Annotated in this window: 13 protein-coding genes; 5 read left to right on the forward strand and 8 right to left on the reverse strand. The window is 53.5% G+C overall.

The window, feature by feature from the left end; all coding sequences use genetic code 11:
- Window positions 1-207: 207 nt before the first annotated feature.
- From HP435_RS17425 to HP435_RS17440, 4 genes are all read right to left on the reverse strand, one after another.
- Window positions 208-1,362, reverse strand: coding sequence for a glycosyltransferase family 4 protein (locus tag HP435_RS17425; protein ID WP_173598059.1), 1,155 nt, complete (start codon window positions 1,360-1,362; stop codon window positions 208-210).
- A 25-nt stretch (window positions 1,363-1,387) separates the two neighbouring features.
- A complete protein-coding gene (locus HP435_RS17430; protein WP_173599673.1) occupies window positions 1,388-3,322 on the reverse strand; it encodes a CotS family spore coat protein in 1,935 nt (644 codons plus the stop codon).
- A 159-nt stretch (window positions 3,323-3,481) separates the two neighbouring features.
- Complete coding sequence (locus HP435_RS17435; RefSeq protein ID WP_173599672.1) at window positions 3,482-6,760, reverse strand: DEAD/DEAH box helicase; 3,279 nt, start codon at window positions 6,758-6,760, stop codon at window positions 3,482-3,484.
- Window positions 6,761-6,859: 99 nt separating this feature from the next.
- On the reverse strand, window positions 6,860-7,030 hold the full coding sequence (locus tag HP435_RS17440; protein WP_167470324.1) for a hypothetical protein: 171 nt from the start codon (window positions 7,028-7,030) through the stop codon (window positions 6,860-6,862).
- A 274-nt stretch (window positions 7,031-7,304) separates the two neighbouring features.
- Between HP435_RS17440 and pdaA the strand changes: the two genes are divergently transcribed.
- Complete coding sequence (gene pdaA, locus HP435_RS17445) at window positions 7,305-8,111, forward strand: delta-lactam-biosynthetic de-N-acetylase (protein WP_122965115.1); 807 nt, start codon at window positions 7,305-7,307, stop codon at window positions 8,109-8,111.
- A gap of 129 nt (window positions 8,112-8,240) precedes the next feature.
- Here the strand turns inward: pdaA and aspA are convergent, their stop codons facing one another.
- Window positions 8,241-9,665 (reverse strand): aspartate ammonia-lyase, encoded by a 1,425-nt coding sequence (aspA, locus tag HP435_RS17450; protein WP_217365361.1) that lies wholly within the window; start codon window positions 9,663-9,665, stop codon window positions 8,241-8,243.
- Between the two features lie 161 nt (window positions 9,666-9,826).
- On the opposite strand from aspA, the gene HP435_RS17455 reads away from it, so the two are divergent.
- Both HP435_RS17455 and HP435_RS17460 read left to right on the forward strand, forming a co-directional pair.
- Window positions 9,827-10,324 (forward strand): Gmad2 immunoglobulin-like domain-containing protein, encoded by a 498-nt coding sequence (locus HP435_RS17455; protein WP_173599671.1) that lies wholly within the window; start codon window positions 9,827-9,829, stop codon window positions 10,322-10,324.
- Between the two features lie 89 nt (window positions 10,325-10,413).
- Complete coding sequence (locus HP435_RS17460; protein WP_173598055.1) at window positions 10,414-10,947, forward strand: cysteine hydrolase family protein; 534 nt, start codon at window positions 10,414-10,416, stop codon at window positions 10,945-10,947.
- A gap of 199 nt (window positions 10,948-11,146) precedes the next feature.
- Here HP435_RS17460 and HP435_RS29105 read toward each other — a convergent pair whose 3' ends face one another.
- Window positions 11,147-11,272, reverse strand: coding sequence for a hypothetical protein (locus HP435_RS29105; protein ID WP_255679085.1), 126 nt, complete (start codon window positions 11,270-11,272; stop codon window positions 11,147-11,149).
- Window positions 11,273-11,470: 198 nt separating this feature from the next.
- Between HP435_RS29105 and HP435_RS17465 the strand changes: the two genes are divergently transcribed.
- Window positions 11,471-12,217, forward strand: coding sequence for a YwaF family protein (locus HP435_RS17465; protein ID WP_173598054.1), 747 nt, complete (start codon window positions 11,471-11,473; stop codon window positions 12,215-12,217).
- A gap of 7 nt (window positions 12,218-12,224) precedes the next feature.
- Here HP435_RS17465 and HP435_RS17470 read toward each other — a convergent pair whose 3' ends face one another.
- Window positions 12,225-13,100 (reverse strand): LysR family transcriptional regulator, encoded by an 876-nt coding sequence (locus HP435_RS17470; protein ID WP_122965110.1) that lies wholly within the window; start codon window positions 13,098-13,100, stop codon window positions 12,225-12,227.
- 147 nt (window positions 13,101-13,247) lie between these two features.
- Here HP435_RS17470 and HP435_RS17475 point away from each other — a divergent pair, with 147 nt between their 5' ends.
- The gene (locus tag HP435_RS17475; protein ID WP_173599670.1) at window positions 13,248-14,135 is read left to right on the forward strand and encodes a DMT family transporter; all 888 of its coding nucleotides are present in this window, start codon (window positions 13,248-13,250) and stop codon (window positions 14,133-14,135) included.
- A gap of 151 nt (window positions 14,136-14,286) precedes the next feature.
- On the opposite strand, the gene HP435_RS17480 is transcribed toward HP435_RS17475, so the two are convergent.
- Window positions 14,287-15,885: an amidohydrolase gene (locus HP435_RS17480; protein WP_173599669.1), complete on the reverse strand. Its 1,599-nt coding sequence runs from the start codon at window positions 15,883-15,885 to the stop codon at window positions 14,287-14,289.
- Between the last annotated feature and the right edge of the window lie 159 nt (window positions 15,886-16,044).

A 16,044-nucleotide genomic window follows, 5' to 3' on the forward strand; every position in this document is an offset into this window, starting at 1 on the left:
CCCACTCCTTTGCCTCATGCGACGTCCTCTTTATGCAAAAACACCCCAGGAGTGGGAGCTGCTTTTTGCAGCGACAGCTTTTGTTGTTTTGGACAAGCTCTCGAAGGCTTGAATAAGCAACCGTAGGCTTGTCTTTTCTGCGGGAAAAAAACGAGCCATAGCCCACTTCTCCGATCCCGTCTCGTGAAAGTGGGCATTTGTCTCCCGTCAGTTTTCAAACGACAAGCTCCTCCATACATCCAGCACTTCCTCGGCCACCCGATTCCACGTAAAGCGTTGCTCTGCCAGTTTCCTGCCGCTGTTGCCCATTTTGCGCTGCAACTCACGACTGGCGAGCAGCTGTTTCAACTGGGTGGCAAACGACTGCGGATTTTCCGGTTCTTCTACCAAAAGCCCGTTTCCTCCGATGATGACTTCTGCGTTTCCACCGCGCTTCGTCGTCACAAACGGCAACCCTGCGGCCATCGCTTCGTAATGGACGCGAGCAAGCGGCTCCTCCCACTGCGAAGGACAGACGAAAATATCTCCCGCCCAAAACCAGTGGTGAATGTTTTCTGCTGCCACATATCCAGTCGTAATGACCGGAATCGGCAAACGGTCGGCGAGCGCGCGTACATACGCTACGTAATCGCTGATCTTGTCGACGCTGTACCACGAACCGCCTACGAGCACCAGCGCCAGATTGTCATGATGGGCACCAAGCTCATTCATCGCCCGCACCAGAATGTCCGCCCCTTTTTTCGGGGTGAGCCTGCCGACGAACAAAATGACCTGCTTGTTTCCCAAATTGTGCGCAGTCCGCAGCTCCTGACGAATTTTTCGCGCGGTCTGCGAGCTTTCCCACGGTACGAACGTCTGCAAATCGACGCCTGAATAGATCGTGCGCAGCTTGCCTTGGGCTTGCGGGTAGAGCGACGCGATGACGCGGCCGACATAATCGCTGATCGTGATGATTTTTGATGTGCTGGCAATGGCTTGCGCCGCGTCCTCCGGAGAGATTTTGGCGGCATCAAACATGTCGTTGTGCATGCTCAACACGATTCGCGCATTCGGGCACACTTCCCGAATCATCGGCACGAGCCGCGGCCGATTGAACACGTGGATGACATCGTACGCATTCGCCCGCAAAAACGCGAGCACTTCCTGCGCGTAGATTTCGAACACGCCGAGTCCGTGCACACGCGCATAACGGACGTTCCGCACCCTTTCGTCCATGGCGAGAGTCGGGTCAGACGTCCCGAGAATGGTCAAATCATGGTGCTGTCCCAGCGTGTCCGCGATTCCCGCTATATACGTCTGGATCGCACCGCCCCGCACCGGAGGAACGGGCAGTTTTTCCGTACAGATCATGACTACCTTCATCCGAATTCTCCTTTCCTATTGCGACTCACAGCATGTTTCTGCCTGTTTTTTGCGCTTTTGCCGAACGCGGCTTTTTTGCTTGGCTGCTGGCTGATTTCCGGCTTGGAGCTGCCGTTTTTTTGTATGGATGCGTGACGGCTGCATGCTGAGTTTTCCGGGGAGAACCGGACTTTGCTACCACTTGGTTCCCTGCTTTTGCTTTTTCGCTCGTTTTGGGAGACTTGTTGAGCGGTTTTTTTGCTTGCAGCTTTGTAATTGCTTTTTTGGCAACCGCTTTTTTGTTCGTTGCGCTTTGTTTGCTTCCCTGACTGGACGCTTTCTTCTTGACTGGCTTATCTCCCGTCCTTGCACGTTTTGCGGGTGCTACTTTTGCTTTCAGGCGCGGGCCTTGTTTCTTGGCAGGCTCCGCTTTTTCAACGGGTGTAACAATTGGGGCCTTGATGAACCAGCCTGACGGAGGAGTGGTTGTTTGGACAGCAACCGGAGTGCGTTCTTTTTCTTGCTTGACCGGCCCTTTGCGCGTTTCCGGCCGCGCCTTTTCTCGCTCCTTCGGCTCCTGCGGCTTCTTCACTGTAGCGGCGCGGATCGGCTCAGGCTCAGGAATGCGCAGCGCCTTTTTCGCCTTGACTTCGTCTGGCTTGTTCTCGACCTTCGCTTTTGGTCGGCGGGCGTCTGCTGCCAGTACCGCTTTTTCTTCCGCGACAGGCACAAGCACTTGACTTTGCTCTGGAACTTGACTTTGAGCAGGAAGCTGCATTTGGTCAGCAAGCTGCCAGTTTGCCTGATGCTCTGTACTCGCAAGCGACTGCCGTTCCGGTGAACGCGGTACAACCACTTGCGTGTAATCGCCTGGCTGGTATTGACTGCTGTCTTTGGCCAACTCCGCAAGCGCCTGGTCTTTTGTCTGATCGGTTGCCACGACCCGCTGCAAAATACCCTCTGCCTCGGTGTTCAGGAAGGTGACCGGATCGTAAAACATTTCTTTTAAATGCTTGTAAAATTCGTTTGGCACGGACATATCGAGCAGCAGGATTTCGAAGGACTCACGATCGAGCGGGTTCGCCCGGTGATACGCTTCGATCATCCCTCTCATCCATGTCACGTCCCAGACACCCATGTCGTCCATCGTGCTGGTAATCAGCTTCCGCAGGTCGCGAAACGGCAAGTCGTACGCCACGCCGTCCAGGTCGATAACCCACAGTCCGCCAGGTCCGTTCTGTCCATTGGACCAGCCGTAGTCCTGGTGAACCAATCCCCAGTGCGGCTCGCCCATTTGCACCATTTTCGGATAGGAAGATGCTTTCAGCCGCTCCAGTGCTGCGATTGCTTGCTGTTCGTATTTGTCGACGACCGCCAAGATCGGACCGCTTGCCGCCGTTTCCCGATACGCTTTGGCCATTTCACGCATCCAGCCGATTTTTTGGGCGATCTTTTGATAGTAGTTGGGCCAGCGATACAGACGGGAAGAGTTTTTGGCCCCTGCTGGCGGCACGTACCCTTTGGTGTGCCGATGAAATTCGCCCAAGCCGTAGCACAGCTCCTGCGCCCCTGTCAGGTCGACTTTGGCCGCTGGTTCAAGGGAAATCCAGTCGGTGACAATCCACAGCTTTCCGCCCTTCTCCACAAACAGCTTCCCGTCCCTGGCCGGAATCAGCGCTGGCACCCTTGCTCCCTGCCTGACTACGTATTCCTGCAAACCTACGCTGTAGAGGCTTCTCTCTGGCGTCCGGTGGAGCACTTTCAGACTGCGCGGACCTTTGTTCGTCTCGATTCGCCAGATGGCACCGCCTTTGTCAGGCTTCGAGGTAATCAATGTCCTGTTGTGAACGGTCATGTCGTATTCCTTTATGACAAGCTCAGCGACTGCATCTACTTCCGGAGGTACTTGCATATCCCAATCGACAGGAGTGGGCTCGCTTCCATCTCTAGTGTCCCATGGTTTGATCACATACTGTTCCATTCCATTCCCCCCGTGTTCCTAATTCAAGCGCTCACCTTCTTCATAAAATATTCGTGTATACAGGTTGACGAAACGGACAAATATCCTTGGCAGTTTGCCAATTCCTCCAACGAAAAAGCGACCCGTTCTGCGCAACTTGGCAGACTGGCCGCTTTTTGGTCATATCATCAAAATTTCCCGCAGGTCTTCTTCGCTCATCGTCGAAATCGCTGCTTCTCCGGGGGCGATGACTTCCTCGATCAAATGCTTTTTCTTTTGCTGCAGCTCGTACATTTTTTCTTCGACCGTCCCTTGAGCCACCAGTCGAATGACCTGGACGACCCTTTTCTGGCCGATCCGGTGCGCCCGGTCTGCTGCCTGCTCCTCAACAGCCGGATTCCACCACAGATCGTACAAAATGACCGTGTCCGCTCCCGTCAAATTCAGACCCGTCCCCCCTGCCTTCAACGACATGAGGAACAAGTCGCATTCTCCGTCGTTGAATCGGTTGCACAGTTCAATCCGTTCGGCGGCTGGCGTGTTGCCATCCAGGTAAAAAAACGGAATGCCGTGATCGCCAAGCTCCCGACCAATGATGGCGAGCATCTCCGTGAACTGCGAAAAGAGCAGGACGCGCTTGCCTGCGCCGAGACATTCTTCCAACACCTCAAGCAATTGCTCGAATTTGGCGGAGCTGCCTTCGTAGCCTTCAACAAACAGGGCTGGATGACAGCACAGCTGGCGAAGTCTGGTCAAGCCCGCCAAAATCTTGATCCGGTTTTTGTCAAAAGTTTGTTCGTTCAAATGCTTCACAGCGTCTTGTTGCAGCTTGGCCAAATAGGCGATGTACAGCTTTTGCTGCTCCGGCAGAAGCGCCGTCGCTTGCAAGGTTTCGATTTTTTCCGGCAGCTCCTGCAAGACCTCTGATTTCAGCCTGCGCAGCAAAAACGGTCTGGCCCGCTTGGCGATGACTTCTCTTGGCAAGTCCTGAAAAGCTTTGCGCTGGGGAAACAGCTCGGGAAACACAACGTCGTAGATCGACCACAGTTCCTCCAGCCTGTTTTCGATCGGCGTTCCGGTCAAGGCAAAGCGCTGCCCGGCCTGAATGCTCTTCACAGCCTGCGCCGTCTGGGTAGTATGGTTTTTAAACGCCTGCGCCTCATCCAAAAACAGCGTGTGAAACGTGCGCTCGGCATATTCGGCGTAATCCCTGCGCAAAAGCGGGTAAGACGTGATCAGCACATCCACCGCTTCCGCTTCCTCGCGCGCCGTATTCCGTTCCTGCCGACTCCCGTCCACGATGCGGACTACAAGCTCCGGAGCGAACTTGTTCAACTCGTTGCGCCAGTTGTACAGAAGCGAGGCAGGCGAAACGATCAGGATCGGTTGTTTGCGGCTGCGAATGTCGGGGAGCTTGGCTACCATGTACGCGATGCTTTGCACCGTTTTGCCAAGCCCCATATCGTCCGCCAAAATGCCGCCAAAACCGTAATGGGCGAGCGTCATGAGCCATTGGAAGCCGAACTTCTGGTAGTCGCGCAAAACTGGTTCCATCCTGTCCGGTACGCGGAAGTCGAGGTTGTCCGGGTTGCGCATATTTTCCAGAAAGCTGCGCAACGTTTTCCCGAACTGCACCGTCTTGTCCTGCGGCGTGTCCAGCAAGCGCAAGCCGTGCAGCATCGGCAGCGAAAAGCCGCTGGCGATCCAGTTGGCGTGGCGCACTCCGATTTCGTCGACAAGCTGGTTGATCCGCTCAAATTCTTTCGTCTCCAAAGGCAAGAGCGCCCCTGTAGGCAGGCGGTAATATTTGCGCTTTTCTTCCAACGCGAGCAGCAATTGCTTGATTTCAGTAGGCGGGAAGCCTTCCACGTCAAAGCGGACTTCCAGCCAATTCGTCCGCTCATTGATCTCTACCTTGACCTTTGGCGGAACGTGCATGGAAGCCAGCCTCAGCTTGACCGCCGTGGTCGCGTACACTTTGCACCATTTTTCCAGCTCGGGCACGACCGTGTGCAAAAATTCGTATTCGGCTTCCTCGTCATCGAGAAAATAGCCCGCTTCCGTCTGGACGAAGGCGCTTTGTTCCATCAGTTCCAAAATCCGCTGCTCCTTCTCTCCGTCGCGCATCAAGATCAGATCGTTGTCTCTGTTCTGTCCATTCGTGTCTGTGACAAGCGGATTGATGACGATATCGCCGTACTGAAATTCCAGTCCGGCCAGCAGCCGATCGCGTATCCGGTCGAGATAGAGCCTCGCCTTCAACTGGGTCTGCACGATCCGGTCGGCAACAGGCTGGGCAATGCGGACGCTGCCAAGCTTCATCAAGCCCGGAACGACCTTGGTCATGAATGGCTCCATTTGCTCCTTGGGGACGACGATGTCCTGTCTTTGATGCGCTTCCAGCATCTGTTTCAACTGCTGCAGGTTGTTGCAGGCATCTGTTGACTGCTTCATCCACACGCCGTCATGCAAAATACATCCGTATTCACGAAGCACGGTCAAACCGGACAAGCCCTCGACGGTCAAACGGTATTCGGCTTCGCTGTCACCCGCATCGAATGCAAACTGCAACGGCACCTTCCCGCTTTGCGCCTGAAACGTTTCATACGTCTGCTCGCCCTGTACGACGCGCACGCCAGGAGCTTTGAGCAGGTGAGCAAACAAGCTGTCCCAGGCAAAAGGCGGGACAATCAGCGTTCGCTCCGAGCCTGCCGCTTTTGCCTCCTGATAGCTGTATCCTGCTGTCTCGCGGTACAGCTTTTCATGATGATAGACGTGAACAAGCTCTTCCATGATCGGTTCATGCGCCTGCAAAAAGCGATGACACTTCGGATCGTAAGTAAAATGGGCGGAAAAGGCGTACGGCTCCCCTTTTTCCATTTTCGCCAGGAAGTCCCGAATGTTTTTGACGACGTACAGCCGTTTTGGTCCTAGCTTCAGCTCGATTCCGATCACCGCTTTGCGATAGCCGTACGGCACGATTTTGCAAATGATTTCCGCTTCCAGTACCGCCCGCTCGTCAAGCAGTACCTTCCTCATGCTTGTCCCCTGCCGTCTTGCTCCGCCAAACAAGTCGAGGATGCCCTGTGTCAATTGATCGTCCCGGTCTGCCGTCGCGCTTTCCCTGGAAGCTGGCGTGTTCACGCGGCTCCCTTTTGGCGAAAACTCATCCTGCGGCAGATCACGCACAGTCAACAGCACAGCCGCAATATGCTGGCAATACTGTTCATAGGAACGCAGCGCAGGACAGCTGCACGTCGCCACGATCCCTGCCTCATCCCCTTCCATATGTACCTGGTAGTCGTGTTTGCCTGCCTGAACGGTTGCCCGAACGATCATCGGCTCAGGCTGAAACGTATCGACGCTCACCTTTTGCGAGCGATAAAAGGCTTTGCCCCGCTCGTAGGAGAGGCGACCGCACCATTCTTTGATTTTTTGATGGCTGATTGAAAAGCTCATGGCCTGTACCTGCTTCCTAAAATATGTTTCATGATAGCAGATTTCGAAAGAAAAAAGATACGCCTTGGCGAGCGTATCTTTTTTCGCTATATCGAATGATTAATCTTCGTCCTCGTCATCTTCGTCGTCGTTGTCTTCCAAGACCGGATCTTGATTCCGCGAGAAGATCCATTTTTTCTTCGTGCCATCTTCGTATTCCACTTTTACTTCGATTTCTTCAATGTCCTCGTCCTCACCAACGGCGTCACGCAAATACCGCAACCAATCCATGACTACACCTCCTGGTACCGGATGATTTCATACAGCCTCGTCAGCGGCTTTCCCGTCGACATTGATACTATATGACGGCTGCCGCTTGCATGTATGGTTGATTGTCCCTTTTGTGCGCGTAGATTTTTACACATCTTGCCACCTCGCTCTGGCTGATCGATGTCGCCATGCGCTTCGCAGCTGTTACATATTTGCAGATGGACTGGACAAACTTTGGATGGAAACGTCTGCGAGACCGTCATGACGATATGGACAAAGAAGGGGGTATCGCATCATGAAAGCACACTGCACAAGGCTCCTCAGAACGGGTGTCATTCTCATGCTTGCGTTGGCGTTCACCTTGCCGCTTTCCGCGGCTGTCGCCTATCAGGATCACCCGTACCATTTCGGCTTCAAAAAGAGCAAAAATGGACAGCTTCCTTCTATTAACGAGGAAGGCTTTAAAGGAATCGTGGATCGGCACGGCGCGGTTTTTTTGGGCGACACCAGCAAAAAAGAGCTGTACTTGACGTTTGACAACGGATATGAAAACGGCTTTACCCCGGCCATTCTTGACACGCTTCAGGCGAAAAAGGTCCCTGCGATCTTTTTCGTGACCGGACATTACGTGAAGGAGCAGCCTGAGCTGTTGAAACGGATGACAAAGGAAGGGCACCTGATTGGCAATCACTCCTGGAGTCACCCTGACATGACCACCGTACCGAACGAAAAGATCAAGGAAGAGCTGAATCGGGTCAAAGAAGCCGTCAGCCAAGTGACCGGACAGGCGACCATGCGCTATCTCCGCCCCCCGCGGGGAATTTTTAGCGACCGGACTCTCGCGGTCAGCAAAGAACTCGGCTACACCAACGTCTTTTGGTCAGTTGCCTACAAGGACTGGGATACAAAAGTACAGCGCGGTTCCCGCTTCGCCTTCGACAGCGTAATGGGACAGCTGCATCCGGGAGCGGTGATTCTTTTGCACTCCGTCTCCAAGGACAATGCCGACGCGCTCGGCTCGATCATTGACGAAGCTCGCAAGCGCGGCTACGAGTTCAAAAGTCTCGACCAACTGCCGCAACATCAGCAAAGCTCCCCATAAAAAGCTTTGGACGAGATCAACAGGCTGCACCGCTCGCATGCGCGATAGCCTGTTGCTTCTGTCAGCAACAAAAAAACTCCCGCTGCCTCGTTTTGCACAAGGGCGGGAGTTTTCTTGCGTTTGCTGCTTCTACTGGCGATCCAACAGGGAAGCGCCGGCGATGCCCGGGTGGGTCATCTCGAACGGGTCCAAAATGAGATCGAGTTCTTCTTCTGTCAGGACGTTGTACTGCAAGCACAGCTCGCGCACCGATTTTCCGGTGAGGATCGCCTCGCGCGCGATGCGGGCAGCCGTTTCATAGCCCAGATGCGGGTTGACCGCCGTGATGACGCCTACGCTTTTTTCCACGTATTCTTTCATGCGCTCGCGGTTTGCTTCGATGCCTTCCAGGCAGTAGCGGGTGAACGCGCGGAACGCGTTGTCCATGATGCTGATCGATTGCAGCAGGTTGAAGACAAGCACTGGCTCCATCACGTTCAGTTCCAGTTGGCCCGCTTCGGAAGCCAAGCAGATCGTGTGGTCGTTTCCGATTACTTGGAAGGCTACTTGATTGAGCACCTCGGCCATAACCGGATTGACTTTACCTGGCATGATAGAAGATCCTGGCTGACGTGCTGGCAGCGAGATTTCGCCCAGTCCGGCACGCGGTCCGGATGCCATCAGACGCAGGTCGTTGGCGATTTTTGACATGTTCATCATGCAAACTTTCAATGCAGCAGACACTTCTGTGTACGCGTCTGTGTTTTGCGTCGCATCTACCAGGTGCTCCGCCCCTACGAGCGGGAAGCCGCTGATGGTTGCCAAATGCTCGACAACGGTTGTAATGTAGCGCGGGTCGGCATTCAAGCCTGTCCCTACAGCGGTCGCGCCCATGTTCACTTCGTACAAATGCTGGCGAGATTGCTTGATCCGCTTGATGTCGCGTTCCAGCACGCGGCGATACGCTTCAAATTCCTGGCCGAGACGGATCGGAACCGCGTCTTGCAAGTGCGTGCGCCCCATTTTGATGACGTCGTCAAACTCTTTTGCTTTCTGGCCAAATGCATCGTGCATGGACTCCATCGTTACGAGCAGTTTTTCCAGCAAGTCGAGCGTCGCGATATGAATCGCAGTCGGGAATGCGTCGTTGGTCGACTGCGACATGTTGACATGTGTATTTGGACTGAGATGGAAGTAATCTCCTTTTTTCTCTCCGATAAGCTCAAGACCGCGGTTGGCGATCACTTCATTGGCGTTCATGTTAATAGATGTTCCCGCACCACCCTGGATCGGATCCACGATAAATTGATCGTGCCATTTCCCTTCAATGATCTCCTGCGCGGCAGTCACAATCGCATTGCCCAGTCGCGGATTCAGACGGGAAACCTCCATATTCGCAAGGGCTGCTGCTTTTTTTACCATAGCCATTGCGATGATCAGGGAAGAATGAAGACGGTATCCGGTAATCGGGAAGTTCTCTGTTGCCCGCATGGTTTGGACACCATAATAGGCATCTACAGGAATTTCTTTTTCACCAAGAAAGTCTTTTTCCGTGCGAAATGTTTGTTGTACCATTCTTATCAGACCAGCTTTCTAGGAATAGTGGTTAATGCTACCTCCCCATTCTAGCACAGAATCGGAGTGGTATGACCAGTAGTTTGAAACACAATTTGGCTTTTTTACGTCATACTAAGAGCAAGACTCGCCATATCTCTACAGAATCGAGGGGTACGTTTATGAAAAAACTTCTTTTTGTCTTGTTGACCGTCGGCCTGTTGCAAGGCTGCACCAGCTCTCCCCCTGCCCCGGAAACTCCGCCTGCAACCACGCAGCCCGAGACTCCGGCACAGCCTGAGACGCCTGCTCCCTCTAACCCGCAAACTCCGGCTGAAAAACCGCCTGCCGAGCAGCCTGAAACAAAAGAAACGGTATATGCCAATGATATTTTTCGCAATGTCACCGTGAAAAAAACGGGGGAAGACACGTTTGAAGTCAAAGGGCAGGCGCAAGTGTTTGAAGCAGTCGTCAATTACGTCGTGGAGGATGGGCACAACGAATTGACCCAAGGCTTTTTCCAAACCTCCTCCGGCGCTCCTGAATGGGGCGACTTCACCCAGACGGTCAAGGTGAAAAAAGCCGAGCCGAACAGCACGCTCATGCTCATCCTGTTCGAAGCGAGCGCCAAGGACGGCAGCCGCCGGAGTGAACTGATCATTCCTCTGCCGGAAAAGTAGTTCGCTCGGCGTGATTTCGTTCTCCCCTTGTCCTGCCATCTGGATTATAATGGGAGAGATTCATGATATGTGGGGAGGATGACTGTCGGATGAAAAAGACTGCCTTGCTCGTTGTCGATGTGCAAAACCTGCTCGTGGAATACTGTCACCAAGGCGAGGAAATCGTTGAACGGATCAAACATATGATCGCCGAGGCGCGAACTCGCGAGCTTCCTGTTCTCTACGTGCAACATAATACCGGAGAAACGGATGAACTGGCTCTCGGATCGCCAGGGTGGGAAATTCCCGCTTCCATCAAGCCGGAAGAAACCGATCCGGTGTTTCATAAAATGGCGCCCGACTCGTTTTATGAAACAGGCTTGCATGAAAAGTTGCAGTCACTCGCCATTGAAAAGTTGATCATTGCCGGGTTCCAGACGAACTATTGTATCGATACAACGAGCAGAAGTGCCATCTCTCACGATTATGACGTGATTCTCGTCGGAGATTGCCACTCTACCACTGACACTTCCGTCCTCAAGGCACCAGACATCATCGCCCACCACAACAATACATTGAGTGGCTTTGGCAGCCCTAAACATGCCATCACAGTCAAACAATCAGCCTCGCTTTGGGAAGCCTAGTTTGCTTGCACGCCCACGCCAAAAACCATTGGACGACATGCGCCAATGGTTTTTTCCATATTTTCCAATTCGCTCGAATGTGTGGTATCCTTTTTTAGGAAGTTTCCTTCAAAATTCAAAAACCCTCTCGCTTGGAGAGGGCCTTGACTGTCAGACATCTATTTATTCGTGTGGCAACATGCTGACTTGCGTCGTGCTGCTACTTTTGCTCGCTTTGTTCTTCTTTGTAGCACTCCATGCAGAGGGCACCATTGTTCTCGATTTCGTACTCTGTCAAGCGAGCCTGGCAGGATTTGCATTGTTTTTCTGTGAGCACCAAGTTCAAGACTATATCTCCTCTCAATGATGTACGTTAGTCTATTTAGATTATAACCGAAGATTGATATGGAATAAGCAGCTTTGTGTTAAAATTTCGTGAATTCTTTCAATTACAAAAGGAAAAGCTTGCACTCGCCTTGCAACTGGCTTGCCCAGCTTTTCCTTTTACATAAACAGATAAACAGACACCGCCTGGGAGGCTTTCATGAACTCGCCTTACTTTTCGCTCTTCATCTCCGGTGCGCCTTTTCAACTCTTTTCGCTGTCGCACCTCATCGCCTTGCTTGCCACTTTTGGCACAGCGCTCCTGCTTTACTTGCTTCGTCACCGCCTGCAAGCACCTGCTGCCAAGCGGACGATCCGCTTTTCGCTGGCTGGGCTGTTGCTGCTGACGGAAGTGGGCTTTCAGCTCTGGCATGTCTATACGGGAAGCTGGTCGGCTGCCTACACTTTGCCGTTGCAATTGTGCAGCGTCACTTTGTTGCTTGCGATCGTCATGCTGCTTTCGAGAAGCTACAGCTTGTTTGAAGTCACATTTTTTGCGGGCATTGGCGGTGCAGCGCAGGCATTGATTACGCCAGAACTGTTTTACCCGTTCCCGCACTTCCGCTTTTGGCATTTTTTTCTCGCTCACGCAGGGATCGTTCTCGCCTGCCTGTACATGACGTGGGTCGAAGGCTATCGCCCGACTTACCGCTCCGTCTGGAAGACGATGGGCTTGCTGAACGGGCTGTTGGTCGCGGCACTCGCCGTGAACAGCTGGACAGGGGGCAATTACTTGTTTGTCTCGCACAAACCTGAAAATCCCAGCCTGATCGACTTCCTTGGCCCGTATCCGTGGTACATTCTCTCGCTTGAAGGAGTTGCCTTCGCGATTTTTTCGCTCATGTACTTGCCGTTTCTGCGAAAAAAACAAGCGGCGGTGCCCGCCACGCGCGATTTGCCGTCGTAATGCCAACTTATCCTTGTTCGCGCACCCACTCGGTTACGACCTGCAAAAAGCGCTTCGCTGCGGGCGACTGCTTCTCAAACGATGTCGCTGCCACGCCGAGAGAACGATAATGCTCCCCTTCCAGCGGAATCATGCGGATGTTGGGCGGGAGGCGAAACAGGATCATCTCCGGGAGAATGCTGATTCCCAGGCCGTTTTGCACCATGGCGATAATGGCGTGGTCGTCGCCCACTTCGTACTTCACGCGCGGCTGTAGCTTATACATGGCGAGCAGCCTCTGAATATCGTTGTCGCAGCCTGCTTTTGGCATGATAAACGTTTCTTCCGCCAGACGGCTGACGTGCACCCGCTCTTCCTCGTAGAGCGGGTGCTCCTTCGTTACGAGCAAGTACAGCTGGTCCTTTTTCAACGGGATGGATTCCAATTCCTCAGTCGTCGGCAACGAGACGAAGCCCATGTCGACCTCCCCCGCCTGAATCCAGCTTTCGATCCCGTCGTAATAGCCTTCCAGCAGCTTGACTTCGATGGCGGGATACTGGTCCTGAAACCGTTTCAAAATGCCCGGCAGCCATTGGGTGGACACGCTGGTGAACGTCCCGATTCTGACTGTCCCCACTTCCATGCCGTTGATCGCATGAACTTCTTGCTTCATCCGCTCTTGGGCGCGCAGCATCTCGCGCATATAAGGGAGCAGCCGCTCGCCGTTGCTCGTCAGACTGATGCCGGAACGACCTCGCGTCAAAATGGAAAACCCAAATTCCCGCTCCAGACTTGCCAGGGCGTGACTGATCGCGGATTGCGTCAAGCCGAGAATTTCGCCCGCCCTGGTCAAACTCCCCGATTCGATCACGGTGACAAACACTTCGTACTTGCTCAGGCTCATCTTGCTCTCCCACCTTTTGCATTAAAACTTTTCATGAAAAGCATGATAAACATTCATTTTTCTTATTCAAACATTACTCGTATACTGAGTATTGCGCAATACGAATACTTCATGGTCGCGCCTGGTCAACCGGGCAAGGAGGCACAAATGAAACCGCAAGTAAAAGCCGATCTGGCAATGCTGCTGGTTACCCTGTTTTGGGGATCGTCTTATTTGTTTATGCAAATGGGCTTGCAAGATTTGGAGACGTTTAACCTGATCGCCATCCGCTTTGGCATTGCTTTTGTTTTGGCGGCAGCGATTTTTCACAAGCGGTTGCGCAGCACCAGCCGTAAAACATTGCTGCACGCCTCGATTCTCGGCACGCTCCTGTTTGGCGTGTTTGCCACGATTACAAACGGGGTCAAATCGACGACGGCTTCCCAAGCCGGGTTTTTGGTCAGCCTGACGGTCATTTTCGTCCCGCTGCTGTCGATTTTGTTTCGCCACCGCCCGGAAAAGCGCGTGTTTGTCGGGGCGGGACTCGCCATGGTCGGCATCGGTCTAATGACGCTCAACACCGAACTGCGGATCAGCCAAGGCGATCTGCTGTGTATCGCCGGAGCGCTCTGTTACGCCATGCACATTACCGTGACAGGCAGATTTGCCTCCTTTTCGGACACGATTCAACTCGGCATTTATCAGCTTGGCTTCACCGCCTTGCTCGGTTTCGTTTTTTCCTGTTTGTTCGAATCGCCTGTGTTGCCGCATTCGACAGAAGGCTGGGTCGCTGTGCTCGCTCTCAGTATTTTGTGCAGTGCCATCGGCTTTGTCGTCCAGACGGTGGCTCAAAAATATACGACTGCGACTCATACCGGACTGATTTTTTCGCTGGAGCCTGTATTCGCTGCCCTGTTTGCCTTTTTGTTCGCTGGCGAGATTTTGACCACGCGCGGGTATATTGGCGCAGCACTTGTACTTGCCAGCGTGCTGATTGCGGAAATCGATCTGGGCAAATGGCTGCGCAGCAAGCGGCAAACCCGTTTGTCAGCCTGACGAGGTTGTTCGTTGTTCGCGAATTTGCCCATACAAAAACCGGCTCCTTGTGTGCCCTGCCCCCAAGTGTTGTTACGTACAACCGGGAGGTGCAGCGCATTTTCGAAGAGCCGGTTTTTCGTTGATGCTTCCTGAGCATCTGAGCTTTTCGTTAGCTGCTATAGCAAACTTTTCCGCCAATGACCGTCATGACGGCTTTCGTCGTGAGCAATTCATCCGGATCGATCGTGAACAAGTCCTTGGAATAAACCGTCATATCCGCATATTTTCCGCGAGACAGCGTTCCTTTTACTTGCTCCTCGTTTGTCACCTGCGCGCCTCCCAGTGTAAACAAATGGAGCGCTTCTTCCATCGTCAATTTTTCCTCCGGGAGGTAGCCGCCGTGTGTTTCGCCCGGAGCCTTGCGCGTCACGGCCGCGTGAATGCCCAGCAACGGATCGATCGGTTCCACTGGCGTATCTGATCCTGCCGCGCAAATAATTCCCTTGTTCATCATCGTCTTCCAAATGTACGAGTCCTGGATGCGCTCTTCTCCCACACGGTCGATCACCCACGGGAAGTCGCCTGCGAGGAAGCGCGGCTGAATGTCGGCAATCCGGCTTGGCTGATTCAGTCTCTCCAGCAAATCCGGGCGCAAAATTTGCGTATGGATCAATCTGTCCCGATACGCGACGGTCGGAAACTGATCCAGACTGTCGAGCACCATTTCCAGGGCCTTGTCGCCAATCGTATGCACCGCAATCGGCATGCCGAGCTGACGCGCCTGCCGGACAAGCTCGGTCAGCTCTTCCTGTTCGTGTACCGGGTACCCGCTCGTCGACGGATCGTCTGCGTACGGTGCGGACAAGTAAGCGGTTCTGCGCCCCAAAGCCCCGTCTGCGAAAATTTTCACCGCGCCAATCTGTACGTGGCTGTTTCCATAGCCGGCGGTCATGTTCAGGTCGCGCAGTTCATGCATGTGCGGGTAGTAAACGAGCAGATGGGAGCGCAGCGCAAGCTCTTCCCCGTTGATCAGCTCATCGTAGAGACGATACGTCTGCGCCAGTCCGTTCAGTTCGCGCAAGTCTTCTGTATGCGCTCCGGTCAAGCCGTGCTGCATCGCGTAGCGGATGGAGCTGCGCAAGCTTTTTTTCAATGTATCGTAATCAGGGCGCGGAATATGTTTGGTGATCAGATTGGAAGCCGTTTCGAGGAGCATCCCTGTCGGCTTTCCGGTGAGCGAATCGCGCACGATCACTCCGCCAGCGGGCACCTCGATGTCAGGATGATATCCGGCAAGCTCCAGCGCTTTTGTATTGACCAGATTCGCATGTCCGCAAATGCGCGGCAAAAAGATCGGGCAATGCGGCGCAGCGGCATCAAGCTCCTCGATGCTCGGGATTCCTCCGCCGTCGACAAACAGATTCTCGTCCCAGCCAAAGCCTTGTATCCATTCATTCGCTTTTGTCTCATTCGCCTTTTGCCGGATGAGGTACAGCATTTCATCCTTCGATTTCGCCTCGCGCAAGTCGAGCTGCAAAAAGGTCAGCCCCAGCCAGCCCAAGTGCAGATGACTGTCGATCAGCCCCGGTGTTGCCGTGCAGCCTTGCAAATCGATCACTTGCGCATCGCTGCGTCCGTATTGCAGCAGCATATCCGCATCGCTGCCCAAATCGTGGACGATCCCGTCACGAACAACGAGAGCCTCCACAAACAAATGCCGCGAATCCCCTGTATAGATGCGTCCGTTTTTGAAAATGGTCGTCGCCATGTATGCTCCTCCTCGTGGATGTACGATCCGTATTCTTGCTCGCCTTCCCCTCTCCTTATTTGTTTGCCGCTCACCTTTTTCCTTCCTATTCTGAAAAAAACTTCGCCGATGACGGAAACGCAAGGAAAAAAACGGTACTTTCGCCGATTCCTGTTGAAA

This window comes from Brevibacillus sp. HD3.3A, from assembly GCF_013284375.2.
Classification (GTDB): Bacteria; Bacillota; Bacilli; order Brevibacillales; family Brevibacillaceae; genus Brevibacillus; species Brevibacillus parabrevis.